This is a genomic window from Steroidobacter cummioxidans (assembly GCF_003104955.1).
In genome coordinates, this window is record NZ_LSRW01000033.1 from 13,341 (window position 1) to 39,415 (window position 26,075).

The following is a 26,075-nucleotide window of genomic DNA, read 5'->3' on the forward strand; positions in this document are numbered from 1 at the left end:
TTTACCGCGGTCTGTCAGACGCGGCTGGCGTATTTGTTTAGCCGCACGGTTTGTCCGGCATCTCGCCCGAAGCAAGCGCGGCCCGATTGCGGCCGGCCTGCTTCGCGCGATACAGCGCGGCGTCGGCGTCGGCGAGCAGCCGCTCAGCGGCTGCTTTCAGATCGGCCTCGTCACGAGCGACCGTGATCCACGCAACGCCGATGGACACGGTCATATTCAATTGAGCTCCTGACGGCAGTGTCAGCGGCGTCTCGCACACCGTGGTACGGATGCGCTCGGCCAGGCAGGCCGCCTGTTTCGGGGCAATCGCCGGCGCCAGCACGACGAACTCGTCGCCGCCAAATCTAGCCGCGGCATCGCTGCCTCGGATGTGCGCGTCGACTCGTTGCGCCGCCTCGCGCAAAGCCATGTCGCCGGCCAGGTGGCCGTGCTGATCGTTGATCTGCTTGAACCGATCCAGGTCGATGACCAGGCAGGTGAGGCTCGTGCCCTGACGCTGCGCGCGGGCCAGCTCTTCTTTGAGCCGCGCGTTGAGATAGCGACGGTTGTGCCAGCCGGTGAGAAAGTCGGTCAAGCCACTGCGCACCAGGCGCGCGCGGTTGATCGTGTTCTCGATCGCGAACGAAGCGATCACACCGAGGTGCGCGAGGAAGTCGGTCGCGAGGTGCCGGGAGAAACGTTTCTCGTCGATGCTGCCGAAGTTCAGACTGCCCAGCAGACGATCCTGCCGACGCAGCGGAATCAGCGCGGTGCTCTTCAACCCCTGCGCATTGGGGAACAGCAGCTGATGGTCGCAGCCCATATACGGCCCGAGCCACGGTCGATGAAACGAATTGAACTGCGGCGCCATGCCGGTGAGGCTGTCCGTGAACAGCACCTGCGGAAAGTCTTCCAGATTCACGTTGTCCGCGATCAACAGATGACGGATCTCGTGCTGTGGATCCAGCAACAGCAAGGTGACCGATTCGAGCGCGTATGAGGCTTTCAGCCCTTTGCAGATCGCGTCGAACAGCTGCGACATGTTCTCGGCCTTGAGCAGCTCGAGCTCGCGCTCCTGGCTCCGGCGCAGCAGCTTTTCATTGTTCGCAGCCTCGTCCATGAGCGCGGCAATGCGCCCGCGCAATTCGCGGATCTCGCCTTGGAGATCCCGAGCCGACATCTATGCGTGCCTCACGGACAAACAGCTAATCATTACGCACGCGGCCCGCGAGATATTCGCGGCCTTGCTGCATCATCGCCGTGAACTGTGGCGCGTCGCCGGTCGACACCGACTGCCACAACTTTTCCACGGCCCCGCGCAGTGCCAGCAGCGATTCGCGGCCGTAGTCGTTCAGATGCTGAATCTCGAAATACAGATCGGGGCTTTCGGCGGCCACGCGGGTTGCCACGTCGACCTGTGCGTCGTAAGTCGTGCTCGACAGTTGCGCAAGCCGCGGCGCCGCTTCACCGCTCTCGGCGAGCGCGGTGAAGAACGCTATGTTCAATGCGTGTGACAGACCCAGCACGTAGGCAATCAAACGGTCGTGTTCATCGAGCCCCATGACTACCTGTTTGGCCATGGTCGAGCCAAACAGTTCCTGCGCGGCCTGCACCGCCTCCTGATTCCCCATGTCGATGAAGATGACGTGACGGCCCGACAGCAGCTCGGTGTCCGGTCCAAACATGGGATGCACGGAGGTGACTTTCACCCCGGCGCTCTGCAACGCATCGATGCCCTGTCGCAGCGGAGTCTTGAGCGAGCCGATGTCGAAGACGATGCCGCGCGGCTTGCGCTCGGCCAGTTCCTGCAACACCACGTTCGCAATCTTCAGCGGGGTGGCCACCACGATCAGATCGTAGTCGAGCGAGCTTTCGCGCCAATCCGCGATGTACGCATATGCAGCGTTGTCCGGACGCCGCACCGGGTCGGCCACGGTCACCGTGTAACCCTGCGAGGCCATGAAATCGCTGAACCAGCGTCCCATCTTGCCGGTGCCGCCAATCACCAGCGCCGTCTTGCCGCCACCGCGTCCGCCGGCAACGACGCGAATGCGCTCCTGCGTCGTGAGCGAGCCACGGATCAACAACCGCATCACCTGCTCCGCCAGTGCCGGAGAAACGCCCAGGGAATCGGCCGTCGCACGAGCCTGCAGCAACACTTCGCGCTCGCGCGTGTAGTCACGCGTCGCTTTGCCTTCGGCGCGTTTGGCCTCGGCCACCTCACGGCTCAGCCGTTGGCGTTCAGCGACAAGCGCGAGCACCTGCCGGTCCAGCTCGGACAGACGTTCGCGAATTTCTTGCAGATTCATGGGAATTTCAGTCCCGGGCATGGAGGGTAGCTGACGCCTTTTACCAACCGGCGCGCGCGTGCCGCAAGTTAGCGGCTCATAAATCGCTTCCGCCAGTCCTGCGCATCCCTGCGCTCCTGGCATTCGGGCGTCCTGCCCAGCACCAGACTGGCATAATTACGGCGACTCGTTTCAAAGTCCCAAGAACTGCCATGGCCGCCGACGAATTGCTTCCCGAGCCTTTGCCCGCTGACCCGCTCCCCATCTTTGCGACCTGGTTCAGCGATGCGCGCGCGCGCAATGTGCAGCCGAATCCGGACGCCATGGTGGTCGCGACCGTGGGCGAAAACAGTGCGCCATCGGCCCGCGTCGTTTTGTGCAAGCGATTGGTACCGGATCAGGGCTTCGTGGTGTTCTTCACGAACTACGATTCGCGCAAAGGGCGGGAGCTGGCCGAGCATCCGCGCGCAGCGGCCGTGTTTCATTGGGACACGCTGCATCGGCAGGTGCGGCTCGAAGGGCCCATCGTGATCTCGCCCGCGCCCGAGAGCGATCAGTATTTCGCCACCCGCGCCTTTGAAAGCCGCGTCGGCGCGTGGGCCAGCGCTCAGAGCGAGCCGCTCGCGTCGCGTGCCGCGCTGGTCGAGCAAGTCCAATCAGTGAAGCAGCGGCTTGGCCTGATGAAGACCAATGAAGGTGAAGTGCCGCGCCCCCCGCATTGGGGCGGGTTTCGGCTGTGGATCGATTCGATCGAATTGTGGGCGGAAGGCGCCGGTCGCATTCACGAGCGCGCGCGCTGGCAGCGCACGCTCACCAAGAAAGATGAGTTCTCGTTCAGCGCCGGACCTTGGACCGGGACGCGCCTGAATCCCTGATCGCCAGGCGGCGCGCGTGCGTTATTTGACGACCTTCAAGGTCGGCTTGGCGCGCTTGGGCTGCTCAGGGCTGCTGCCGGATGGCGTCTCCGTCGGCGCGTTGGGCGGCTGCGGCGGCGGTGCGTCGGCCTCCGAGAAAATCATTCCCTGCCCGGTTTCGCGCGCATAGATACCCAACACCGCGGCAATCGGCACGAACACATCATGCGTGACCGCACCAAACCGCGCGCGGAAACGCACCATGTCGTTGCCCAAGCTGAGGTTGCTGGTCGCACTATTGCTTACGTTCAGGATGATCTTGCCCCCCTGAACGTACTGGCGCGGCACTTCCACACCCTGTATCGAAGCATCGACGACTATGTGGGGCGTTTGATCGCTGTCGCTGATCCATTCGTGCATGGCACGCAACAAATAGGGACGACGCGATCGAACTGGAGCATCTGCCATGAGTACCGCCGCGGTTTTAAGCGCGCATTTCCTGCTCGGCGCGCGACAGGCTGTGCCTGAACGCGGGCCGGGAGAACAATAAGTTGGCGTACTTGGTAATAGGTTGGGCTTGAGCTGGCAAGTCGATTTCCCAATACAACAGGCGCCACAGGATGGGAGCAATGGTGGCATCCACCAGCGAGAACTCATCCGACAGGAAGTACGGCTTGGCCTTGAACACATCGGTGCTGGCCAGAATGCTGTCGCGGAGGATCTTGCGCGCCTTCAGGCCATTCTTGCGATCCGACGGATCGTCGATCTGCTGGGCCAGACTGTACCAGTCCCGTTCGATTCGATAGAGCGCCAACCGGAACTGCGCGCGCGCCACCGGATCCACCGGCATCAGCGGCGGATGCGGGAAGCGCTCGTCCAGGTACTCGATGATGACGCGCGAGTCGTACAGCACCAGATCACGGTCCACCAGGGTGGGGACCGTGTGGTAGGGATTCAGGTCGAGCAGATCCTCGGGGAGGTTGCCGCCCTGCACGTCGATGGTCTCGACGTGGATGCTCTTCTCAGCCAGAACGATCCTGGTGCGGTGGCTCCAGGGATCGTCGGCACGTGAGAAGAGCGTCATCACGGTAGTACGCTCCAGGCAGGTCTGAACGAACGCGCGGCAGCTCCCACGAGGGGGGCTACTTTACGTCCTTCCAGTATTCCTTCTTCAGGAAGTAAGCGAACAGGAAGAAGACTATCAGGAATGCCAGCACGCGCATGCCCAGATTGCGCCGCTCGAGCTGCATCGGCTCGCCGATATAGTCGAGAAAATTCACTGTGTCGCGGACGAATTGGTCGTACTCCTGCGGCGAGAGACTGCCTTGCTTCGCCAGTTCGAATTCCTTGAACTTCTTATGGACCGCGTTGTGTTCCGCATCGCTCTCGCCATCATAGACCGCGCGCTGCAAGCCTTGTAGCTCCCAAAGCACGTGAGGCATGGCAGTGCCCGGCAGGATCAGGTTGTTGGTGCCGGTCGGCCTGCTCGGGTCCAGGTAGAACGACTTCAGGAAGGAGTAGATGTAGTCGGGCCCGCGGCTGCGCGCAATGAGGGACAGGTCCGGAGGGGTAGTGCCAAACCAGTGGCTGGCATCCTCCGGCTTCATGCCGATCTTGATCGTGTCGTGAATCCGCTCACCGACGAACATCAGGTTGTCAGTCACCTGCTTTTCACTCAACGACAGATCTTTCTCCAGACGGCTGTACCGGACGTACTTGGCCGAATGGCAGCCGCTGCAGTAGTTCATGAAGTTGCGCGCGCCGCGCTGGAGCGAGGCGACGTTGGCAACATCGTTGCGCGCCAGTTGCATGGCCGAGTTGTTGCCCCCCGCTGCCGCGCCAACCGCGGACCAGGTCAGAGCCGACAACCCCACCACACCCAGAACCAGCTTATGGAAACTCTTCTTCATCATGGCTTCGGCTAGATGCTCAGTGGGCATGGTAAGTCACGCGTTCCGGCACAGGCTTGGTCTGGTCGATCCTCGTGTACCAGGGCATGAGCAGGAAGAACGCGAAGTAGACGACCGCAAAGAAGCGGGCCGCCAGCGTGTAACCCGGGGTCGCCGGCTGCAGGCCGAGGTAGCCCAGCGCGATGAAGCTCACCGCGAACGCACCGAGGAAGCCGCGGAACAGCCAGCCGCGGTAGCGGATGGACTTGACCTTGGAGCGGTCGAGCCACGGCAGGAACACGAACAACACCACCGCCGCACCCATCAGCGCGACACCGAGCAGCTTGTTCGGAACCGCACGCAGGATCGCGTAGAACGGCGTGAAGTACCACACCGGTGCGATGTGCTCCGGGGTCTGCAGCGCGTTGGCCGGGTCGAAGTTGGCGTGCTCCAGGAAGTAGCCGCCCATCTCCGGTGCGAAGAACAGCACCAGCGCGAACAGCATCGCGAACACGATGAAGCCCACCAGGTCCTTCACTGTGTAGTACGGATGGAACGGAATGCCGTCCACCGGATGACCGTCCGGGCCCTTCAGCTTCTTGATCTCGACGCCGTCCGGATTGTTCGAGCCCACTTCGTGCAGGGCGAAGATGTGCGCGATCACCAGGAACACCAGCGCCAGCGGCAACGCGATGACATGCAGCGCGAAGAAGCGGTTCAGCGTGATGTCGGAGATGTAGTAGTCGCCGCGGATCCACTCGACCAGCGACTCACCGATGCCGGGGATCGCGCCGAACAGCGACACGATCACCTGCGCGCCCCAGTAGGACATGTTGCCCCAGGGCAGCAGGTAGCCGAAGAACGCCTCGGCCATCAGGCACAGATAAATGAGCATGCCGAAGATCCACACCAGCTCGCGCGGGTTCTTGTACGAGCCGTACATGAGGCCGCGGAACATGTGCAGATAGACGACGATGAAGAACGCCGATGCGCCGGTGGAGTGCATGTAGCGGATCAGCCAGCCCCACTCCACGTCGCGCATGATGTACTCGACCGACGCGAACGCGTCCGCGGCCGAGGGCTTGTAGTTCATCGTCAGGAAGATGCCGGTGACGATCTGCAGTACCAGCACGACCAGCGCGAGCGAGCCGAAGTAGTACCAGAAGTTGAAGTTCTTGGGGGCGTAGTACTCGCTGGCATGCTCCTTCATGAACCGAGTCATGGGGAAGCGTGCATCGATCCAATCGACCAGCTGCGCCAGGCGCCCTTTTTCTTGCATTGTGGCGCTCATCAGGCGACCTCCGCGTCGACGCCGATCTGCACCACGCCGTCAGTGACGAAGCGGTACGGCGGCACTTTGAGATTGGTAGGCGCGGGCACGTCCTTGAAGACGCGGCCGGCCAGATCGAACTTCGAGCCGTGGCACGGGCAGTAGAAGCCACCGGGCCAGTCGGCGCCGAGCTCGGCATCCGCAGGCTGGAAGCGGCCCAGCGGCGCGCAACCGAGGTGGGTGCACACACCGACCAGCACCAGGTAGTCGGGCTTGAGCGAGCGCAACTCGTTCTGCGCGTACTTGGGCTGCTCGGACTCCTCGGACTTCGGATCGCGCAGGCGACCGTCCAGTGCCGGGTTTTCGAGCTGCTTCATCATTTCCGGCGAACGGTGCACGATGAAAATGGCCTGGCCGCGCCAGTTCACCTTCACCATCGCGCCCGGCTCGAGCTTGCTGATGTCCTGTTCCACCGGCGCGCCCAGCGCCTGCGCGCGAGCACTCGGCTTCCAGGACGCCAGGAACGGCACGGCAGTCATCGCGGCACCGGCTATACCGGTTACGGTCGTCGCGACCAGCAGGAAATGGCGCCGGCCGCCATCGACTCCCTCTTCTTTAGATTTGCCAACTTCTGACGTCATCCACTCTTCTCCGCGAGGCATCTGTCGCACGCGCAACCTCACCCGAGCCCTTGAAGCCCAGCTGAGGTTTCAAACGTTCAAGGAATTCCGCATTATACACACATCGCCCCACGCACTATCTCTCAGGGCGCTACGAAGCGTCACCGGTCACCCCCGGTACTCTTATTCGAGCCTTCACCGTGCCCACCGTGCCGCAGACCCTGCTGTTCCTGCTGAAATGGACCTTGGTGGGCCTCGCCATTGCCGCCGTTCTGTTGCTCGTACGACCGGCGCAGACGGGCCCGTCCGCGGCGCCCGCCACGCAGGAATCCCCGGTAACGCCCGTGTCTTTCCCGCCGCGCGAAGGCGAACCGCGCAGATCTTATGCCGATGCAGTCAGCCGTGCCGGACCGGCCGTAGTTAACATTTACACGGCCCGCGTGGTCGCGAATGCGCCCTCCGCTGACAATTCCCTGTTGCGACAGAATCAGTCCCGGGTGCGCCAACGCGTCGAGGGCAGCCTCGGCTCGGGCGTCATCCTCGATGCCGACGGCCATCTGGTCACCAACGATCACGTGATCCGGGGTGCGGACCAGATCCGCGTGCAGCTGGCGGACGGTCGCGTGGCCACTCCCACGATCGTGGGCACCGATCCGGATACCGATCTGGCGGTGTTGCGCGTGGACTTGGAGAACCCGCCGGTGATGCCGATGGGCCGGTCGAACGTGCTGCGCGCAGGCGATGTCGTCCTCGCGATCGGCAACCCGTTCGGGCTGAGTCAGACCGTGACCCAGGGCATCGTCAGCGCCACCGGGCGGGGGCGACTCGGCGTCACCGATTTCGAGGATTTCATTCAGACCGACGCCGCCATCAATTTCGGCAATTCGGGCGGCGCGCTGATCAATGCCGACGGCGAGCTGATCGGCATCAACACCGCGGTGCTCGCGCAAACGCTGGGCACTGACGGCATCAGCTTCGCGATTCCCGTGAACATGGTGCGCGGTGTGATGGATCAAATCATCGCGCATGGCCGGGTGCGCCGTGGCTGGCTGGGCGTCTCTTCTGAAGAGTTGCCGCGTGCCACGGCAGCGGCGCTCGGTATCGATCCGCCGGTCGCGTTACGCATCAGTTCAGTGGATCCCCTCGGACCGGCCGCGAAGGCCGGCATGCGCGTGGACGATCTGGTGACCCATTTCAACGGCCAGCAGATCGTGAATGCGCAGGAAGCGTTGAACCGCGTGGCGGCCATGTCGCCCGGCTCCACCCTCGAAATCGGCGGTCGCCGAGGCCGCACGCAACTGAGTCTCGAGGCGACGCTGGAAGAACGCCCGCCGCGCGGCTCGCGTTAGCCCATCTAAACCCTCAAGCCACGCGCCTGATCTGCGCGCCGAGCTGCTCGAGCTTCTCTTCGATGCGCTCGTAACCGCGGTCGATATGATAGATGCGGTGAATTTCCGTCGAGCCCTGCGCGACTAACGCAGCCAGCACCAGGCTCGCCGAGGCGCGCAAATCCGTGGCCATCACCGGGGCGGCCGTCAGGCGCGGCACGCCGCGAATGATCGCGGTATTGCCTTCGATGCGAATGTCCGCGCCGAGGCGGCGCATCTCCAGCATGTGCATGAAGCGGTTCTCGAAGATCGTCTCTGTCACCGCTGCCGCGCCCTCCGCGACCGTATTCAACGCCGCGAATTGCGCCTGCATATCGGTCGGGAACGCCGGATACGGCGCAGTGCGCAGATCGACCGACTTCGGCCGCCGGCCGCGCATGTCGAGATCGATCCAGGTGTCGCCGATCTCGATCTGCGCGCCAGCTTCGCGCAGCTTCAACAACACGGCGTCGAGATGATCCGGCCGCGTGCCTTTGATCTTTACGTGCCCGCCAGTGATCGCGCCGGCGACCAGATACGTGCCCGTCTCGATTCGATCCGGGAGCACGTCATAGCTCGCGCCGGTCAATCGCTCGACGCCTTGCACGGTAATGACGTCCGTACCTGCGCCACTGATCTTCGCGCCCATGGCGCTGAGGAAATTCGCGAGGTCGACGACCTCGGGCTCGCGCGCGGCGTTCTCGATGATGGTCTGCCCGTCCGCCAACGTGGCGGCCATGAGCAGGTTCTCCGTGCCGGTGACCGTCACGGTTTCGCACACGATGCGCGCGCCTTTGAGCCGATCGGCCTTGGCGCGGATGTAACCATTTTCGATTTGAATGTCCGCGCCCATCGCGCGCAGACCATCGACGTGGATATTCACCGGTCGTGCGCCGATGGCACAGCCACCAGGCAACGACACATCGGCCCTGCCGAAGCGGGCCAGCAGCGGCCCCAGCACGACGATCGAGGCGCGCATCGTGCGCACCAGCTCGTACGGCGCGACGAAGGCATTGGTCGTGGACGCATCGACTTCGACCCGCATGCGGTCGTCGATGGTGACGCTCACGCCCATGCGACCGAGCAGCTCGATCATGGTCGTAACGTCATGCAGATGTGGCACATTGCCCACCGATACCGGCCCTTCGGCCAGCAGCGTCGCGGCCAGGATGGGCAGCGCGGCGTTCTTCGCGCCGGAGATACGAACCTCACCCTCGAGCGGCGTGCCGCCCTGAATCAGCAGCTTGTCCATGAGTTACTTTTGTTCCGAGGGCGCGAACGCCTGGATGCTGAGTGCGTGGATCTCACGCCCCATCAGCTGACCGAGCGTCGCGTACACCAGCTGATGCCGCTGGATCATGCGACGCCCCTCGAACTGCGGGGCTACGATCACCGCTTCGAAGTGAGTGTCGTCATCGGATGCGACGCGCACCTGCGCGCCGGGCAATCCGGTCTGGATCAGCGCTTGGACTTCGGCGGCATTCATCGAGCTTGGCATCCGCAATTGCAAAGGGGGCTCATGATATCCGATGCCCGGGCCGCTCCGCCGCGTTGATTAGAGCTTGGCGCGACATGGAGTCGTGACAATTACTGCGCGTAACTCTTCAATTACACGCGGTACATGGCGCAACCTGCCGCGCTATCATTCACGGATGCGATCTTTACCGACGTCCACCCAGCTCGATTCCCAACAGTTGCTCTCACGCGGCCGCCGCGTGCTGGCTACGGAAGTCGCTGCGGTGCAAGCGCTGGAAGCGCGCCTGGATGGTGATTTCGTCGCGGCCTGTCAGCTGCTGCATGACTGCCGCGGCCGGGTGGTCGTCACCGGCATGGGCAAATCCGGGCACATCGGCAACAAGATTGCCGCGACCCTGGCCAGCACCGGGACGCCAGCATTTTTCCTGCATCCGGCCGAGGCCAGTCACGGCGACATGGGGATGATCACCCACGACGACGTGGTCGTGGCCATTTCCAATTCGGGAGAGACGGCGGAATTGCTCACCATTCTTCCGGGTATCAAGCGACTGGGCGTGCCCCTGATTGCGATGACCGGGAAGATTCAATCGACGCTCGCCAGGTCGGCTTCCGCGGTGCTCGATGTCAGCGTCCCTGAGGAAGCCTGTCCTCACAACCTGGCACCTACCGCGAGCACTACTGCCACGCTCGTGATGGGCGATGCGCTGGCGGTCGCGGTATTGGAAGCGCGCGGCTTCAGCGAGCAGGACTTCGCCCGCTCGCATCCGGGCGGCAGCCTGGGACGAAGGCTGCTGTTACATGTCGAAGACGTGATGCGCACCGGCGATCAGTTGCCCCGGGTGAGTCCGGACACCTCGCTGAAGGATGGCCTGCTGGAGATCAGCCGCAAGGGCCTCGGCATGACGGCCGTGGTCGACGACCAGCAACGCGTACTCGGCATCTATACCGATGGCGATCTGCGCCGCGCGCTGGACCATCCGATCGATATCAACGCCGTGCGGATGCGTGATGTGATGACCGCGAACCCCAAGACGATCCAACCGAGAGTCCTGGCCGCGGAGGCGGTGCACCTGATGGAAAAACATCGCATCACGCAATTGCTGGTCACCGATGCCGGCAACGAGCTGATCGGCGCGTTGAACGTTCATGATCTGTTCCGGGCCGGGGTGATGTAATCCATGGATACCCTGGTGGAACGCGCCAACGACGTGCGCCTGCTAGTACTGGATGTGGACGGTGTGCTTACGGACGGACGGCTGTATTTCACGTCCCGCGGCGAGACCATGAAGTGCTTTCACGTGCGCGACGGTGCGGGCATCAAGCAAGTGCTGAATGCCGGCCTGCAGGTCGCAGTGATTTCGGGCCGCCAGTCGAAGGCGGTGGACAAGCGCATGAGCGAGCTCGGCGTGACCTGGGTCCGTCAGGGCGTGCACGACAAGCTGGCCGCGCTGCGCGAGTTGCTGGAGATGTTGAACCTCACACCACAAGCCGTGGCGAGCATCGGTGACGACACGCCGGACCTGTCGCTGTTCGAAGCGTCACGGCTGGCCGTGGCGGTTGCGGATGCGCATTCGAGCGTGAAGTCGCGCGCGCATTTCATTACTCAGGCGTGCGGCGGCCAGGGCGCGGTGCGTGAGGTGTGCGATCTGCTGCTGGAGACCCGGCGCATCGACGTCAATCGGCAGGTACACGGATGAACTGGCGCTGGGTGTCATTGACCGCCACGCTGGCCGCGATCGTGATCGGCTATGGCGCGTTCATGGACAATACCAACGTGCCCCTGGCGAATCATGAGATGCCCGAGCAGCCCGGTTATTACTTGAAGGACGCGGTGGTCCTGCGCACGCGCGAAGACGGCTCGCCCGGGATCGAATTGATCGCACGGCGCATTGACCAGCGCTTGAGCCGTCCGGAGCACGGCGAAGCGATCACGATGGAAGCGGTGCGCGTGAATTATTTCGGCCAGAACGACTGGCAATGGGTCCTGACCGCGAAGACCGGGCTGGTGCCGCCGAACTCGCGCATCGTGGAATTGGAAGGCGATGTGGAGCTGCGCTCGCTCTCGGGCGATGCGAATGCGTTCCTGCGCACCGACGAGTTGGCGATCGATACCGAGAAGAACATCGCGTATAGCACCCGCTCGCCGGCGCAGATGCGCTTCGGCCAGCACTCGATGACCGCGAAGAGCCTACGCGCCGATTTGACCAGCGAGAAACTGAGGCTGGAGACAGTGAATGGCAGATTTGATCCGCAACCGCGGAAGTAAGCGACACGCGAAGGGCGCGCTCGGTGCCGTGCTGCTGTTGTTAGCAACAGTGGCCGGCGGCGCTGCGAACATGCCCAAGCTCGACACACTCGACGGCGGCCTCGCCTACAGCGCCGATGTGGTCAGCTCCGATTTTCGCCACGACACGCTCGAACTTTCCGGCAACGTGCGCGCAGAACAGGGCCCGATGTCGATCGAAGCGCAGACCGCGAAGGCGCGCAATTTCCGGGCCCCCAACAGTCACTGGACCTTCGAGCAAGCGGTGCGCATCCGCAGTGCCGAGGCGGACCTGCAGTCCAATGTCGCCACCGCCGATTTCCTCAACGGCGAGCTGTCCGATGTGCGCATCCAGGGCTCGCCGGCCCGCTTCGAACAGATCGGTGCCGCCAACAACCGTCAGGTGCGCGGCCGCGCCGGCGTCATCGAATACGACATCAACAGTGGCGTGGTGAAGCTCACCGATCAAGTGTGGTTCAGCAATGGCAAGGACGAGTTCCGGGGTGACGTGGTGATCTACAACGTGCGCGACGAGCGCGTGCAGATCAATCCGGGCGGCTCGTCGAACCGGGTCCGCGGCATCATTCGCCCGAACCAGGACAAGTCCCAGACCAGCGGTGGCGGCACGGGCGGCACGGCGGCCATCGTCGAGCCCACCTTCAATGAGAACGGCGAGAAGATCGGCGACGAGCGCGTCGAGCCGAAGCTGGCGACCGACAACCACGGCGGCGGCGCATGAGCCGGCTGCGCGTCGAGGGGCTCGCCAAAAAGTATCGCTCGCGACAGGTCGTCAAAGACCTCTCACTGGAAGTATCGAGCGGTGAAGTGGTCGGTCTGCTGGGCCCGAACGGCGCCGGCAAGACGACCGCTTTTTACATGATCGTCGGCCTGGTCCCCACGGATGCCGGGCGCATCCTCATCGACGATCAGGACATCTCCAAGTTGCCGGTGCACCGACGCGCGCGTCTGGGCGTTGGCTACCTGCCGCAGGAAGCCTCGGTTTTCCGCAAGCTGACGGTCGAGGACAACATCCGCGCCATCCTCGAGGTGCGCCCCGAGCTGAGCCGTGACAAGCGCAACGAAATGCTCGAGTCGCTGCTCGACGAGCTGCACATCGGCCACATCCGCAACAGCGTCGGCCAGAGCCTGTCCGGCGGCGAGCGGCGGCGCGTCGAAATCGCACGCGCGCTGGCCGCCGAGCCCGAGTTCATGCTGCTGGACGAGCCCTTCGCGGGCGTCGATCCGATCTCGGTGCTGGACATCCAGCGCATCATCCGGCACCTGGTCGGACGCAACATCGGGGTGTTGATTACCGATCATAACGTCCGGGAAACCTTAGGAATTTGTAGCCGGGCCTACATCGTCAGCGGGGGCGGTGTGATCGCCGCCGGGACTGCCGACGAGATCCTTGCAAATCAGCAGGTCCGTGAGGTGTACTTGGGTCAGGATTTCCGGCTGTAGAGGAGCCTCCCGAGGCAGACCAGAGCCGGACGCCGCCGGCGAGCCCCAAGCTCGTCGACCCGTTGACGACCCACAAGCGAGACGAATGCTCAAGCCCGCCCTGCAGCTCCGACTTGGCCAGCAGCTGACCATGACTCCCCAGCTGCAACAGGCCATCCGCCTTTTGCAGCTGCCCGTGCTGGAGCTCCAGGCGCAGATCCGCGAGGCGTTGGAAAGCAACGTCATGCTGGAGGCCGAGGACGAATCGGGCAGCCTGGAAACCGGCGAGTCGGCACTCGAACCCCAATTCGAGACGCCGTTCGAATCGTCCTCGCCAAGCGCCGAAGCCAGCTCCAGCAACGAGCGCAGCGAACACAACGAAGACCGCGGCGAGCCCGCCGAGGCCGAGCAGCCGCTCGACATCGTCGAGGATCAGGACTGGAGCGATTCGCCCATCACCGGCCCCGCCGAATCGCCCTGGTCGGGCGATGACGATCACTCTCAGGATTTTTCCGACGCGCGCGGTGAAACGCTGCAGGAGCATCTGACCTGGCAGCTGGAGATGTCGCGCCTCAACGAGCGCGAGATGCGCATCGGCGCAGCCATCATCGATGCGATCAATGACGACGGCTACGTAATTGAGCCGCTCGATGAGATCGCGCGGAATTTACAACCCGAGCTGGTCGTCGCCACTCCCGAAGTCGAGCGCGTGCTCAAGCATGTGCAAGCCATGGATCCCGCGGGCGTCGGCGCGCGCTCGGTCAGCGAGTGCATCGAGCTGCAGCTTCGCCAGCTGGACCCAGACACGCCGGGCCGCGAAACCGCACTGGCCATTGCCGCCGGTTATCTCGATCAAGTCGCCGAGCAGCAATACGCGCTATTGCGTCGACAACTGCGCGTCACTGAAGAGGAATTGGAAAACGCGCTGGTGCTGGTCCGCGCCTGTCAGCCGCGCCCCGGTTCCAGCGTGCACTCCGTACCGGCCGAGTACATCGTGCCCGATGTGTTCGTGCGCCGGACCGAGCGAGGCTGGGCGGTCGATATCAATCCCGCGAGCCTGCCGCGCATTCGCGTGAATCAAAGTTACGCGGGCCTGATCGGCCGTTCCGCGGACCACGCCATGCTCAGGACCCAGCTGCAGGAAGCGCGCTGGCTGATCCGCAGCCTGGAAATCCGCAACGAAACGCTGCTCAAGGTGGCCCGCTGCATCGTGCAGCGGCAGTCCGCGTTCCTCGAGAACGGCGACGAGTACATGCAGCCGATGATTCTCAAGGACGTGGCCGAAGCCGTGCAGATGCACGAATCGACCATCTCCCGAGTCACGACCAACAAGTACATGCACACGCATCGTGGCGTGTTCGAGTTTCGTTATTTCTTTTCCAGCCATGTCGCCGCCAGCGACGGCACGGAGATGTCCTCGACGGCCATCCGCGCCAAGATTCGCAAGCTGGTGGCCGCGGAGGAGCCCGACAAGCCCCTGTCGGATAGCCGGATCGCGGACATCCTGTCACGCGAGGGCGTGCTCGTGGCCCGGCGCACGGTTGCTAAATACCGTGAAGCACTAGGTATACCTCCGTCCAGCGAACGGAAGAAAGTTTCGGTGAGATAGCCAGCAGTTCCCCCGCTCCAATCCTAGGAGGCTTCCATGCAACTGAACGTCACTGGTCACCATGTCGATGTCACCACTTCCATGAAGGGCTACGTCGAAAAGAAGCTGGATCGCATCATCAGGCATTCCGACCACATCATTGACGTTCACTGCATCCTGACCGTGGAAAAACTGCGCCATAAGGCCGAGGCCAAGGTGCTGTTGAACGGCGCCATGGTGTACGCCGACGCCGTCGACATGGATATGTATGCCGCCATCGACGCGCTGGCCGACAAGCTCGACCGCCGGGTCAAGAAGCACAAGGAAAAACTGGCCGACCACCACGCGCTGGAAGCGCTGAAGGTCCGTCCCTCCTAGTCGGTCACCGCCCGGTAACACCACCGAGCAGCTCACAATTCCGCCGATCTGCGGGCACAGGGAAAGTGCCCCGGCGTCAGCCATCGGCGACTCGTTGCCGCCCGCGCGCGGCTCGCTTAGTCTGTGCAGCCGCAGCCCCTACGGCGCGCTTCTGTTCGTACCCATGCGTCTCGTCATCGTCAGTGGACTGTCCGGATCCGGCAAAAGCGTGGCGCTGCACATGCTCGAGGATCTCGACTATTACTGCGTGGACAACATCCCCGCAGGCCTGCTGCCGATGTTCATTTCCCATACCGTCCGCTCGCGCGAGTCGACCTATGGGTACACGGCGGTCGGGGTCGACGCACGCAACCGCCCCGCTGAGATAGCCTCGGTGCCGAAGCTCGTCGCCGATCTCAAGCGCAGCGGCGTCGCTTGTGAAGTGCTGTTTCTGCGCGCCGACCAGGAAGTCCTGCTGAAACGTTACAGCGAAACGCGCCGACGCCACCCGTTGAGCCGCGACGGCCTGGGTCTCGCCGACGCCATCAGTCAGGAACAAGCGCTGCTCGAGCCGATTGCCGACGCGGCCGATCTGATCATCGATACCACGCGCACCAGCGTGCACGAATTGCGCGAATTGATTCGCGACCGGGTCGGCGCCCGCGTCGAAGGACGCATGTCCATCCTGTTCGAATCGTTCGCGTTCCGTCACGGCGTGCCGGGCGATGCGGATTTCGTGTTCGATGTGCGCAGCCTGCCGAATCCCTACTGGGAGCCGGGGCTCGCGCGTTTCACCGGCCGCGATCCGGCCGTGGTGGAATATCTCGAACGCCATCCGCAGGTAACCAAGATGTTCGAGGACATCGTCGGTTTCCTGGAGCATTGGATTCCCGAGCTGGTACGCACCAATCGCAGCTATCTGACCATCGCGGTCGGCTGTACCGGCGGCCAGCATCGCTCCGTGTATCTCGTGGAACGTTTGGCGCGACATTTCTCGGCAAAGTTTCCGCAGGTCCACGCGCGCCACCAAGTAGTCGGCGCCCACCGCACCAGCTGATCGGCACGCGCGCCAAAAAATCCATGGCAACTTAACTTCGCGGGCGCGCCGCTCGCCGCTACACTGCGCGCGCCATGACCGAAGCCCAGCAACACAAGCCAAGCCGACTCGCCGCGCTACGCAGCGCGCTCGAGCAGGGCTCGCTGCGTCACGGGCATCGGCTCATCAATAGCCTGCATCCGGCGGAAATAGCATCGCTGATCGAATCGCTGCCGCCGGCGCGCCGCGAGATCGTGTGGGAATTCGTCGATCCGGAAATCGAAGGCGACGTGCTGATCGAGCTCAACGAGGAAGTGCGCGCCGAGCTGATCGGCGGCATGGACGCCGAGGAGCTGATCGCGGCCACCGAAGGCATGGAAGTCGACGACCTCGCCGACTTGATTGGCGACCTGCCCGAGACGCTCAACGAGCGCGTGCTGCACTCGATGGACGCACAGGACCGCGAGCGCCTGAACGCGGTCATGCAGTTCGAAGAGGACAGCGCCGGACGTCTGATGAACCTCGACGCCGTCACCGTCCGCGCCGACGTGACGCTGGAAGTGGTGCTGCGCTATCTGCGCATGCGCGGCGAATTGCCTGCGCGCACTGACCAGTTGTTCGTGGTCAATCGTCACGATCGGTATCGCGGCGCCGTGGACATAACGCGACTGCTCACCGAGGATCCGGAGAAGACGGTCGGCGAGGTGATGGACTCCAGCATCGAAGGCATCCCGCCGGAAACGCCGGCCGGCGAAGTCGCGAAGCTGTTCGAAGACCGCGACCTCGTGTCTGCCGCCGTGGTGACCCATGACGGCACATTGCTCGGCCGTATCACCATCGATGACGTCGTCGACGTGATCCGCGAAGAAGCCGATCACTCGGTCATGAGCATGGCCGGCCTCGGCGAAGACCAGGATATGTTCGCCGGCGTCGTCACGAGCGCACGCCGCCGCGCCGTCTGGCTGAGCGTCAATCTCTGCACCGCGTTTCTGGCGGCGAACGTCGTGGGCCTGTTCGAGGCGACGATCGAGAAAGTCGTGGCGCTCGCCGTGCTGATGCCCATCGTCGCCAGCATGGGCGGCATCGCCGGCAGTCAGACGCTCGTGCTCATCATCCGCGGTATCGCGCTCGGCCAGGTCGAGCAGACCAATGCACGCTGGCTGCTGGTTCGCGAGATCTCGGTCGGTCTGCTCAACGGCGTCGGGGTCGCCAGCATGGTGGGACTCGCCGCCGGCATCTGGTTCGAGGCATGGACGATCGGCGTCATCATCTTCGCCGCGCTGATGATCAATTTGACCGCCGCGGCGCTGGCCGGCGTCGGCGTCCCGTTGATCCTGAAACGTTTGGGCATCGATCCCGCCCTGGCCGGCGGCGTGGTGCTCACCACCGTCACCGACACCGTCGGCTTCGCCTCACTTCTGGGCCTCGGCACGTTGTTCCTTACGTGAGTCCAGCCGCCGCAGGATGGCGGTAGCCCCCGTCGACACGATCGAGTCGCCCTCGAGGAATGACACCAGATCATCGGCGCGCTTCATCGCGTCCTGATAGCCGAGCGCAATCAGCTCGCGCGTGTACGTTTCCTGAAACAGCAAGTAACTCATCAGCTGACCGCCGCCGGTATTCATCGCGCCCATCGTTCTGAGCAAGACGCGCAAGGTGCGCGGCAGCGAGTCGACGTGATGACGCGCGATCTCGGAGAGATCACGGCTCGGCAGGATCACCAGCATGTCGATGCGGCGCAGATGCGCCGCACCGTCCGGAGTGTTCACTGTGACGGGACCGACCTTGTCGACGATTTGATTCAGCTGCGTGAGCCGCTCCAGATCCGAATACATGCCATCGGTGAACAACGAATCCAGCATGTAGCCGAAGATCTGGCCGAAAGTGGGACACAGCGGCGGCACCGCCAGGGTCGGCGACGCTTCATTGCGCGTGCCGATCACCAGCAAGCGTTGCGCACCGAGATGAATGGCCGCGCTGAATGGATTCGCCTCGCGCATCGCGCCGTCGCCGTAATACTCCTCGCCGAGCAACACAGGCGGGAACAGGAACGGCACGGCGACGCTCGCCATCAAATGCTCGACGGACAGCGACACCGGCTCGCCGGCCCGCCGTGTCCGTTTCCACGGCATGCTGCCGGGCCCGGCCTCGAAGAAAGAAACGGAGCGGGTGCTCGCATAACCGGCGGTCGACATGGCGATGGCATCGAGATGGCCCTCGGCGATGGAGCGGCTGATGCGGCTGAAATCGAACTGCTCCTTGAGCAACTCGCGCAGCGGCGAGTTGTCGAACAATGACTTCGGCGGCGGCAGCAGCCACCCGCCGGACAGCATCGCGAACATCCAATGCAGACTGGCGCGCAGCATGCTGGCAGTGTCGGCGCGAAACACCTGCCCCACCTGGAAATTGCGCCAGACCCGCTCGAGATTGCCAACAGCGACGCGATAACGATCGGCGTGAACCGCGATGGCCGTGGCGTTCACAGCACCGGCTGAAGTCCCCGACACGACCGGGAAAGGATTGTTCGCGCGCGCCGGCAACAGATCCGCAATCGCCCGCAGGACGCCCACTTGATAGGCGGCCCGCGCGCCGCCGCCCGGTAGCACCAGCCCTACTTTGGGCGTTCCCACCGGAGGCGCAGATGTCGGAGTGCGCTCGCTCATATGTTGAATCCGTGCCGTAATCGTTGGCGAAATCCCGGACGCTTGCCTCGATCCGGGTGCTCGCCGCTGAGTGATTAGTATGGCACAGTGCCCCGGAACGCCCCGTGACACGCGTGTTATACGGCGTCGCGGTCCGCCTTTTTTCAGGGGATTTGCCATGAATCTGCGTCTGTCTCGCCTGAACATGCATGCCTGGCTGCGCACCTGGCTGCTGGCCGTCACTTTTACCTGGCTCGCCGCCAGCGTCGCCGCAGCGGCCGAAGGCCCGGCCCTGGGCAGCGCCGCGCCCGAGTTCAAACTGCAGGATCAGAACGGCAAATGGCACGAGCTGAAGGACTATCGCGGTAAGTGGGTAGCGTTGTACTTCTATCCCAAGGACAAGACGCCCGGCTGCACCACCCAGGCGTGCGAGTTCCGCGACAACGTGTTTGCGTTCCGCGACGCCAACGCCGTCATCCTCGGCGTAAGCGTCGATGACGTCGAATCTCACAAGGAATTTTCCGAGAAGCACGGCCTGCCATTTCCCATCCTGGCCGACGACCAGAAAGTGGTCGCAAAACAATACGGCGTGCTGAAGCGCTTCCTCGGCGCATTCGAGCTGGCGAAACGGGATACGTTTCTAATCGACCCGCAAGGCAAGATCGTCCGCCACTATCCGGATGTGGATCCCAAAGGTCATTCGCAAGTCGTGCTGAAGGACATCAAGGAACTGCAGGCAAAGAGCTGAGCGCTGCAATCCAGCCACACCGCGCTGAGAGTGCTAACGACTGTCTTCGAGGTTGCAAGCTCATCCGTGATATCGGGCAGCGTCAGGGTGGGGTGTCTCCTCCCGGCGGCTTTTCGGTACAGGGACGGGACCGAAACAGCAGGGCTCATCATGGACGTGCGGTGAGGAGCGCAATGCGCTCCGGCCGTGCCCGGCGCCGGGAGGAGACACCCCACCCTGACGCTGCCAAACCACCGCCGTCTCCCCGCCCTAGCGCTGCCTGACCACCGACGTCTCTTCGAACAGGCGCTCAGTGCAGCGCCTTGATCGCCTGCTCCAACCCACCCAGCGTCAATGGAAACATCCGGTTCTCGATCAGCTCACGCGTGAGCTGCACGGACTGCGTGTAATCCCAGCGTTGCTCGGGCTCCGGGTTTAGCCAAACGTGATGCGGCCACGTCTTCGCCAGCCGCTGCATCCATACCGCGCCGGACTCTTCGTTCCAGTGCTCGATGCTGCCGCCGGGCTGCACGATTTCGTACGGACTCATGGTCGCGTCGCCGACCACGATCAGTTTGTAGTCATGGCCGTAGGTGCGCATCACTTCCAGGGTCGGAATCTTTTCCGCGTGGCGCCGGCGGTTGTCCTTCCACACGTGCTCGTACACGAAGTTGTGGAAGTAGAAATATTCCAGATGCTTGAACTCGGAGCGGGCCGCGGAGAACAGCTCTTCGCAGACGCGGACGTGATAGTCCATCGAGCCGCCCACATCGAGGAACAGCAGCACCTTGATGGCGTTGTGCCGCTCGGGCACAAATTTCAAATCGAGGAACCCCGCGTTGCGGGCCGTCGAGTCGATCGTGCTATCCAGATCCAGATGCTCGGCCGCGCCCTCGCGAGCGAATTTGCGCAGCTTGCGTAGCGCGATCTTGATGTTGCGCGTGCCGATCTCGACGGTGTCGTCGAGATTCTTGAACTCGCGCTGATCCCACACTTTCACCGCGCTCTTATGGCGCGACTCGTCCTGCCCGATGCGAATGCCTTCCGGGTTGTAACCGTACGCGCCGAATGGCGACGTGCCGCCGGTGCCGATCCATTTGTTGCCGCCCTGATGACGCTCCTTCTGCTCGGCGAGCCGCTGCTTGAGCGTCTCGATCAGCTTGTCCCAGCCGCCCAGCGCCTGGATCTGCGCTTTCTCTTCATCGCTGAGCGTGCGCTCGCCCATGCGCCGGAGCCATTCCTCGGGAATGCTCTTCATCATGCTTTCGAACAACTCTTCGGCGCCCTTGAAGTGCGCGGCGAAGGCGCGATCGAAACGATCGAAGTGCCGCTCGTCCTTCACCAGGCAGGCACGCGACAGATAATAAAAATCCTCGGCACTGGCGCTGGCAACGCGCGCCTGCAATGCCTGCAGCAATGACAGGAACTCGGTGATGGACACCGGCACCCCAGCCTCGCGCAGCTTGAAAAAGAACGGCACGAGCATGGCAGGCGCTCAACGTCCCCGACGATTCATGAACACCAGCTGCTCGAACAGGTGCACATCCTGCTCGTTCTTCAGCAGCGCGCCGTACAGCGGCGGGATCGATTTCTTCGGGTCGTCGCTGCGCAGCGCTTCGGGCGGAATATCTTCCGCGACCAGCAGTTTGATCCAGTCCAGCAACTCGGACGTCGAAGGCTTTTTCTTCAGACCCGGCATCTCGCGCACTTTGAAGAACGCGCTCAGCGCCTCCGACAGCAGTTCCTTCTTCAACGTCGGGTAGTGCACGCCGACGATGCGCTCCATGGTCGTTGCATCGGGGAAACGGATGTAATGGAAGAAACAGCGGCGCAGGAACGCGTCCGGCAGTTCCTTCTCGTTATTGCTGGTAATGATGATGATCGGACGATGCCGCGCCTTGATCCATTGACGCGTCTCGTACACGTAGAACTCCATGCGATCCAGCTCATGCAACAGATCGTTGGGAAATTCGATATCGGCCTTGTCGATCTCGTCGACCAGCAGCACCGGCTGCACATCGCTTTCGAACGCTTCCCACAACCGCCCTTTGACGATGTAATTGCCGATGTCGTGCACCTTCGCCTCACCGAGCTGCGAGTCGCGCAGGCGGGACACGGCATCGTATTCATACAAGCCCTGCTGCGCTTTGGTCGTCGACTTGATGTGCCAGCGATACAGCGGCCGCCCCAGCGAGCGCGCAACCTCTTCGGCGAGCTGTGTCTTGCCGGTGCCCGGCTCGCCTTTGACCAGCAGCGGACGCCCCAGCACCACGGCCGCATTGACCGCCATCATCAAATCTTCAGTGGCGACGTAATTGTCCGTGCCCTCGAACCGTGACATGAAATACCCCGAAGTGACTGGTGACTAATGACTAGTCAGAGAGCATCAACCATACCACTGTTGCTCTCTGACCAGTCATTAGTCACTAGTCATTAGTCACTTCGGGAGTAGTTTCAGGATGTGCTTCGGCTCGCCTGGCAGCAGCGGGCGCGGCTCGCCGCGGGCCCAGGCTTTGTGGCCCGCTCCGTAGAACGGCGACAGGGGGTGGTCGACCGGACCGCCGGGCATCTGGAAATAGCCGGCGGCTTCACGCCCCGGCGACACCACCATGCGCTGGGACGCACCGAATGACGGTCCTTGCACGCGCGGCATGAACGAATCGCCCGACAGCTGCTGAGCCGGCATGTCGAGCCAGGGTCCGAAGAACGGCATGGCCTGCGACAGCGGATGTCTCATTGCGAGCGTGTTCTGCGCGCCCCAGCTGCACTGACTCAGCGAGCCGCACTCCTGCACCAGTTTCTTGAGTGCCGCATCGACCGACGCGAGCAACGCGGCGTCCCAACTCGGATAGCGGGGATCGAGCATGTGCACCGGCCGCCGCGTCACCAGTTGCCACAGCGGACCTTCGAACTGCGCCGAAGGTGAGAACTTGCTCTCGGGATATTTGAGCCGGGCGGTCGCAGTCAGCGACTCGAATACATCCTGACGAATCTGCAGACGCATCGCTCGCACCAGGCGATAGCCAACGTCCTCGGCCGCCGCGCGCGCCGACCAGTCTTCCAGGAATTTTCTGGCCTCGGCCCGCAATGGCTGCCCCTGCACGGCGTCCTCGTCGAGCAACTCGAGCAGGTAATCGCGCCAGCGGATTAGAAACAAAGCGCGATCGTCCAGCTGGATGTTGACCATGTCCGCGGCAGTCGCGCCTTCGAGCGCCAGCAGATCGTCGCGGATCTGCGCGGCACGCGCGCCGTTGTCGTACATGCCATCCCCCATGAACGACAACCACGTTTCGACATCGACGGTGCGCGCATTCGCAGTCCACAGCCGCCCCGCCTGCGGATCGATGATGCGCGGATATTCCTCTGGCTTGCGCCAGCCATTCCAGCCAGCTTCCGGCGTGTTCCACAGATAAGGCATGGTCGAATCGTAGTTGCCACGCACTGGCACCTGCCCCATCAGCGTCCAGCCGATACGACCGCTCGCATCGACCGCCACAAAATTCTGCACCGGCACGCCCGAGCGATTCGCGATGAGCAACGCCTGATCGACCGTATTCGCCGTCTCCAGATCGAGCATTCGCAGATTGGTCGCTTGCGCAGAGTGCGCGGTCCACGCGAGCGCGAGCGGCCGTTGCGACGTGTCCTCACGCACCACCGGTCCCCAGCGCGTGGCCATGACGGTGAGCTTCTCGTCATTGCCGTCCTTCACCTTGAGAACTTCCTCGTGCACTTCGAACGGCTCGGAGCCTTCCGGCGTGAGATAGCGCGAGGCGTCGTTGGGATCGCGCTCGACGATGACCAGATCGGTCCAGTCGCCGAAGCTGTTGGTGAAACCCCAGGCAACGTGACCATTGCTGCCGACGATCAACACTGGCAGTCCAGGCAGCGTGACGCCAACCAGATCGCGCCGCGCATCGCCTTCAGCGTCGACGATCATGCGCGCGCGATACCAAACATGCGGCAAGCGCAGACCGAGATGCATGTCGTTGGCGAGCAAAGCGCCTTTATCGGCCGTGTGGCTGCCGGCAACTGCCCAGCTGTTACTGCCGACGTAATTCTTTTCTTCCAGCAACTGCGTCGAGCGTGGCGCGCGCAAAGCGGCCGACCTTGCGCCGCCATCGCGCAGATCGAACACGTCCGGACCCGGAATGGTCGCGGAGCGAATCGTGCCGCCGGACATCGGCGCATCCCATTCGGTGCCGAGCGGCGCGATGAACGCGAACATGGCCGCCGGCAAGGCGTCGCGCAATTGCAGACGCGTCAGCTCTTCGCTGCCGCTGGAATCGTTCAAATTGAGATACATCGAGAACGCGGCCAGCAGCGAATCTTCCGGCAGCCACGGCGCGGGCTTCGCCCCCAACAGCAGATATTCCCAAGGCTTGGCCGTTGCCTGTGAGAGTGCGAAATTCACGCCCGCCGAGTACGCATCCAGCAAGGCACGATCGTTCGCCGGCGCCGCAGCCAGCACTTGTCGCGCGACCCGACGGAAACCGTGGACGCGCAACTTGCGATCGGTGTTCAGCATGGATGCGCCGAGCAGCTCGGCCATCTCGCCGGCGGCCGCACGCCGCATCAGATCCATCTGGAAATAGCGGTCCTGGCCGTGGGCGAAACCGGTAGCAAATGCGAGATCGGCGCGAGTGCGGGCGCGCAGCACCGGCGTGCCCTCAGCATCCCGCTCGATGGCAGCGGGCGCTGTGATCCGGGCATTGGCAATATTGCCGTCGAGCTTGGGCAGACTGGCGCGCAGTGCGAAGAAACCGGCCAGTCCGCCGACGACCAGAACGATCAGCAGAGCAAGTCCAACAACGCGCAGCGGCCGAAGCAGACGCATCTGAGTGAGTCTAGACTCGCACCTCGAGAATCTTCATCGCATTGGTCTTGCCCGAGACTCCGGACAATTCACCCTTGGTGAGGATGATGCGATCGCCGGTTTCCACCATGCCCTGCTTGAGCATGAGCTTGAAGATGTCGGCGTACAACAGCTGTGCGTTGCTGTGAGTGATATCGAAAGTCACCGGATACACACCGCGATACAGCATCACGCGACGGCGGGTCTCTTCGTGCCGGGTGAACGCGTAAATGGGAATGTCGGCGCGAATACGCGACATCCACAGCGGCGTCGAGCCCGACTCGGTCAATGCGACGATGGCCTTCACCTTCAGATGATTGGCCGTGTACATCACCGCCATGGCGATGGCTTCGTCGGTCTTCTCGAAAATGCCGTGCTCGCTGCGGGCACGCACCGGCGTATGCGAGCTCTCGTACTTCTCCGCGCCGAGAATGACTTGAGCCATCGTCGCCACGGCCTTGACCGGATACTTACCAACCGCGCTCTCGCCGGAGAGCATCACCGCGTCGGTGCCGTCCATGACGGCGTTGGCGATATCTGAAACTTCGGCGCGCGTCGGCACCGGATTGTGAATCATCGATTCCATCATCTGGGTCGCGGTGATGGCGACACGATTGCGCTTACGGCACGCGGAGATGATGTGCTTCTGCAGACCCGTCAGCTCGGCGTAACCGACTTCGACGCCGAGGTCGCCACGCGCCACCATGACAGCGTCGCTGGCTTGAATGATGCGATCCAGGTTCACGAGCGCTTCGCTACGCTCGATCTTCGCGACCAGATGACCGTGACCGCCGGCCCCGCGCAACAGCTGCCGGGCTTCGTCCATGTCTTGACCGTCGCGAGCAAACGAAACGGCGAGGTAATCGACGCCCAGCTCCGCGGCCAGCTTGATGTGCTCGCGATCCTTGTCGGTCAGCGCGCCGGCCGACAGGCCGCCGCCCTGCTTGTTGATGCCCTTGTTATCGGAAAGCTCACCGCCCACCACGACGTTGGTCATGATGCGCGGGCCATCGACATCGGCGACTTCCAGAACGATCAGGCCGTCGTTCAACAACAGCGTGTCGCCGGCGCGCACATCCTTCGGAAGATTTTTGTACGCGACACCCACTGACTGGGCGGTGCCGGCCTTGGAGTCGAGCGCCACGTCCAGCACGAAGGTTTCTCCCTCGTTCAGGAACACCTTGCCTTCGACGAACCGATCGATGCGGATCTTCGGGCCCTGCAGGTCGCCGAGCACGGCGACCCACTTGCCGACCTGCTCCGCCACTTCGCGCACCATCTGCACGCGTTTGGCGTGGGCCGCAGCCTCGCCGTGCGAGAAATTCACTCGCACGACGTCGGCTCCGGCCCGCAACATCTCACCAAGCACCTTTGGGTTATCGGTGGCCGGCCCGAGGGTGGTCAGGATCTTGGTGCGACGGAGCATT

26 protein-coding genes are annotated in these 26,075 nt (G+C 63.2%); 12 read left to right on the plus strand and 14 right to left on the minus strand.

The genetic code is table 11. The features are described 5' to 3' along the window. Positions 1 to 37: 37 nt before the first annotated feature. Complete coding sequence (locus tag D0550_RS16965) at positions 38 to 1,159, minus strand: GGDEF domain-containing protein (RefSeq protein WP_116810381.1); 1,122 nt, start codon at positions 1,157 to 1,159, stop codon at positions 38 to 40. Positions 1,160 to 1,184: 25 nt separating this feature from the next. Then, positions 1,185 to 2,288 carry a prephenate dehydrogenase/arogenate dehydrogenase family protein gene (locus D0550_RS16970; RefSeq protein ID WP_161965877.1) on the minus strand — a complete coding sequence of 368 codons (1,104 nt, stop codon included), beginning with the start codon at positions 2,286 to 2,288 and terminating at the stop codon, positions 1,185 to 1,187. A 191-nt stretch (positions 2,289 to 2,479) separates the two neighbouring features. Here D0550_RS16970 and pdxH point away from each other — a divergent pair, with 191 nt between their 5' ends. Then, positions 2,480 to 3,142 (plus strand): pyridoxamine 5'-phosphate oxidase, encoded by a 663-nt coding sequence (pdxH, locus tag D0550_RS16975; protein WP_116810383.1) that lies wholly within the window; start codon positions 2,480 to 2,482, stop codon positions 3,140 to 3,142. Positions 3,143 to 3,163: 21 nt separating this feature from the next. Here the strand turns inward: pdxH and D0550_RS16980 are convergent, their stop codons facing one another. From D0550_RS16980 to petA, 5 genes are read right to left on the minus strand one after another with little or no spacing between them, the layout of a single operon-like run. Beyond that, positions 3,164 to 3,589: a ClpXP protease specificity-enhancing factor gene (locus D0550_RS16980; protein WP_116810384.1), complete on the minus strand. Its 426-nt coding sequence runs from the start codon at positions 3,587 to 3,589 to the stop codon at positions 3,164 to 3,166. A 16-nt stretch (positions 3,590 to 3,605) separates the two neighbouring features. Further along, on the minus strand, positions 3,606 to 4,205 hold the full coding sequence (locus D0550_RS16985; RefSeq protein WP_116810385.1) for a glutathione S-transferase N-terminal domain-containing protein: 600 nt from the start codon (positions 4,203 to 4,205) through the stop codon (positions 3,606 to 3,608). A gap of 58 nt (positions 4,206 to 4,263) precedes the next feature. Further along, positions 4,264 to 5,061: a cytochrome c1 gene (locus tag D0550_RS16990; RefSeq protein WP_241520827.1), complete on the minus strand. Its 798-nt coding sequence runs from the start codon at positions 5,059 to 5,061 to the stop codon at positions 4,264 to 4,266. Then, a complete protein-coding gene (locus D0550_RS16995) occupies positions 5,051 to 6,301 on the minus strand; it encodes a cytochrome b (protein WP_241520828.1) in 1,251 nt (416 codons plus the stop codon). Before D0550_RS16995 ends, D0550_RS16990 begins: the two co-directional genes overlap by 11 nt. Next, positions 6,301 to 6,921 (minus strand): ubiquinol-cytochrome c reductase iron-sulfur subunit, encoded by a 621-nt coding sequence (gene petA, locus D0550_RS17000; RefSeq protein ID WP_116810455.1) that lies wholly within the window; start codon positions 6,919 to 6,921, stop codon positions 6,301 to 6,303. The genes D0550_RS16995 and petA overlap by 1 nt, the downstream gene beginning before the upstream one ends. Before the next feature lie 179 nt (positions 6,922 to 7,100). Here petA and D0550_RS17005 point away from each other — a divergent pair, with 179 nt between their 5' ends. Further along, positions 7,101 to 8,249, plus strand: coding sequence for a S1C family serine protease (locus D0550_RS17005; RefSeq protein ID WP_206606358.1), 1,149 nt, complete (start codon positions 7,101 to 7,103; stop codon positions 8,247 to 8,249). 13 nt (positions 8,250 to 8,262) lie between these two features. Here the strand turns inward: D0550_RS17005 and murA are convergent, their stop codons facing one another. Then, positions 8,263 to 9,519 carry a UDP-N-acetylglucosamine 1-carboxyvinyltransferase gene (murA, locus tag D0550_RS17010; protein WP_116810386.1) on the minus strand — a complete coding sequence of 419 codons (1,257 nt, stop codon included), beginning with the start codon at positions 9,517 to 9,519 and terminating at the stop codon, positions 8,263 to 8,265. Between the two features lie 3 nt (positions 9,520 to 9,522). Then, a complete protein-coding gene (locus D0550_RS17015) occupies positions 9,523 to 9,753 on the minus strand; it encodes a BolA family protein (RefSeq protein WP_116810387.1) in 231 nt (76 codons plus the stop codon). Between the two features lie 166 nt (positions 9,754 to 9,919). Here D0550_RS17015 and D0550_RS17020 point away from each other — a divergent pair, with 166 nt between their 5' ends. The 9 genes from D0550_RS17020 to mgtE all read left to right on the plus strand — a co-directional run bounded on the left by D0550_RS17020 (position 9,920) and on the right by mgtE (position 17,875). Continuing rightward, the gene (locus tag D0550_RS17020; RefSeq protein ID WP_116810388.1) at positions 9,920 to 10,918 is read left to right on the plus strand and encodes a KpsF/GutQ family sugar-phosphate isomerase; all 999 of its coding nucleotides are present in this window, start codon (positions 9,920 to 9,922) and stop codon (positions 10,916 to 10,918) included. Positions 10,919 to 10,921: 3 nt separating this feature from the next. Next, positions 10,922 to 11,440 carry a KdsC family phosphatase gene (locus D0550_RS17025; protein ID WP_116810389.1) on the plus strand — a complete coding sequence of 173 codons (519 nt, stop codon included), beginning with the start codon at positions 10,922 to 10,924 and terminating at the stop codon, positions 11,438 to 11,440. Further along, positions 11,437 to 12,009, plus strand: a complete 573-nt coding sequence (gene lptC / locus D0550_RS17030; RefSeq protein WP_116810390.1) for an LPS export ABC transporter periplasmic protein LptC — start codon at positions 11,437 to 11,439, stop codon at positions 12,007 to 12,009. The genes D0550_RS17025 and lptC overlap by 4 nt, the downstream gene beginning before the upstream one ends. Next, on the plus strand, positions 11,978 to 12,745 hold the full coding sequence (locus D0550_RS17035) for an LptA/OstA family protein (protein WP_116810391.1): 768 nt from the start codon (positions 11,978 to 11,980) through the stop codon (positions 12,743 to 12,745). Before lptC ends, D0550_RS17035 begins: the two co-directional genes overlap by 32 nt. Then, the gene (gene lptB, locus D0550_RS17040; RefSeq protein ID WP_116810392.1) at positions 12,742 to 13,467 is read left to right on the plus strand and encodes an LPS export ABC transporter ATP-binding protein; all 726 of its coding nucleotides are present in this window, start codon (positions 12,742 to 12,744) and stop codon (positions 13,465 to 13,467) included. Before D0550_RS17035 ends, lptB begins: the two co-directional genes overlap by 4 nt. Before the next feature lie 85 nt (positions 13,468 to 13,552). Beyond that, complete coding sequence (locus D0550_RS17045; RefSeq protein WP_116810393.1) at positions 13,553 to 15,055, plus strand: RNA polymerase factor sigma-54; 1,503 nt, start codon at positions 13,553 to 13,555, stop codon at positions 15,053 to 15,055. Between the two features lie 36 nt (positions 15,056 to 15,091). After that, the gene (gene hpf / locus D0550_RS17050) at positions 15,092 to 15,412 is read left to right on the plus strand and encodes a ribosome hibernation-promoting factor, HPF/YfiA family (protein ID WP_116810394.1); all 321 of its coding nucleotides are present in this window, start codon (positions 15,092 to 15,094) and stop codon (positions 15,410 to 15,412) included. A 163-nt stretch (positions 15,413 to 15,575) separates the two neighbouring features. Beyond that, positions 15,576 to 16,448, plus strand: a complete 873-nt coding sequence (rapZ, locus tag D0550_RS17055; RefSeq protein WP_116810395.1) for an RNase adapter RapZ — start codon at positions 15,576 to 15,578, stop codon at positions 16,446 to 16,448. A 74-nt stretch (positions 16,449 to 16,522) separates the two neighbouring features. Further along, complete coding sequence (gene mgtE, locus D0550_RS17060; protein WP_116810396.1) at positions 16,523 to 17,875, plus strand: magnesium transporter; 1,353 nt, start codon at positions 16,523 to 16,525, stop codon at positions 17,873 to 17,875. On the opposite strand, the gene D0550_RS17065 is transcribed toward mgtE, so the two are convergent. Next, positions 17,840 to 19,090 carry a patatin-like phospholipase family protein gene (locus D0550_RS17065; protein WP_161965878.1) on the minus strand — a complete coding sequence of 417 codons (1,251 nt, stop codon included), beginning with the start codon at positions 19,088 to 19,090 and terminating at the stop codon, positions 17,840 to 17,842. The two genes, mgtE and D0550_RS17065, sit on opposite strands and share 36 nt — an antisense overlap. Positions 19,091 to 19,247: 157 nt before the next feature. On the opposite strand from D0550_RS17065, the gene D0550_RS17070 reads away from it, so the two are divergent. After that, entirely contained in the window at positions 19,248 to 19,817 is a 570-nt protein-coding gene (locus D0550_RS17070; protein ID WP_206606359.1) for a peroxiredoxin, read from the plus strand. 289 nt (positions 19,818 to 20,106) lie between these two features. On the opposite strand, the gene D0550_RS17075 is transcribed toward D0550_RS17070, so the two are convergent. The 4 genes from D0550_RS17075 to pyk all read right to left on the minus strand — a co-directional run bounded on the left by D0550_RS17075 (position 20,107) and on the right by pyk (position 26,074). Continuing rightward, a complete protein-coding gene (locus tag D0550_RS17075) occupies positions 20,107 to 21,282 on the minus strand; it encodes a vWA domain-containing protein (RefSeq protein WP_116810398.1) in 1,176 nt (391 codons plus the stop codon). A 9-nt stretch (positions 21,283 to 21,291) separates the two neighbouring features. After that, complete coding sequence (locus D0550_RS17080) at positions 21,292 to 22,137, minus strand: AAA family ATPase (RefSeq protein ID WP_116810399.1); 846 nt, start codon at positions 22,135 to 22,137, stop codon at positions 21,292 to 21,294. Positions 22,138 to 22,233: 96 nt separating this feature from the next. Further along, positions 22,234 to 24,630: a penicillin acylase family protein gene (locus tag D0550_RS17085; protein WP_116810400.1), complete on the minus strand. Its 2,397-nt coding sequence runs from the start codon at positions 24,628 to 24,630 to the stop codon at positions 22,234 to 22,236. Positions 24,631 to 24,640: 10 nt separating this feature from the next. After that, complete coding sequence (gene pyk, locus D0550_RS17090; protein ID WP_116810401.1) at positions 24,641 to 26,074, minus strand: pyruvate kinase; 1,434 nt, start codon at positions 26,072 to 26,074, stop codon at positions 24,641 to 24,643. Position 26,075: the final 1 nt, after the last annotated feature.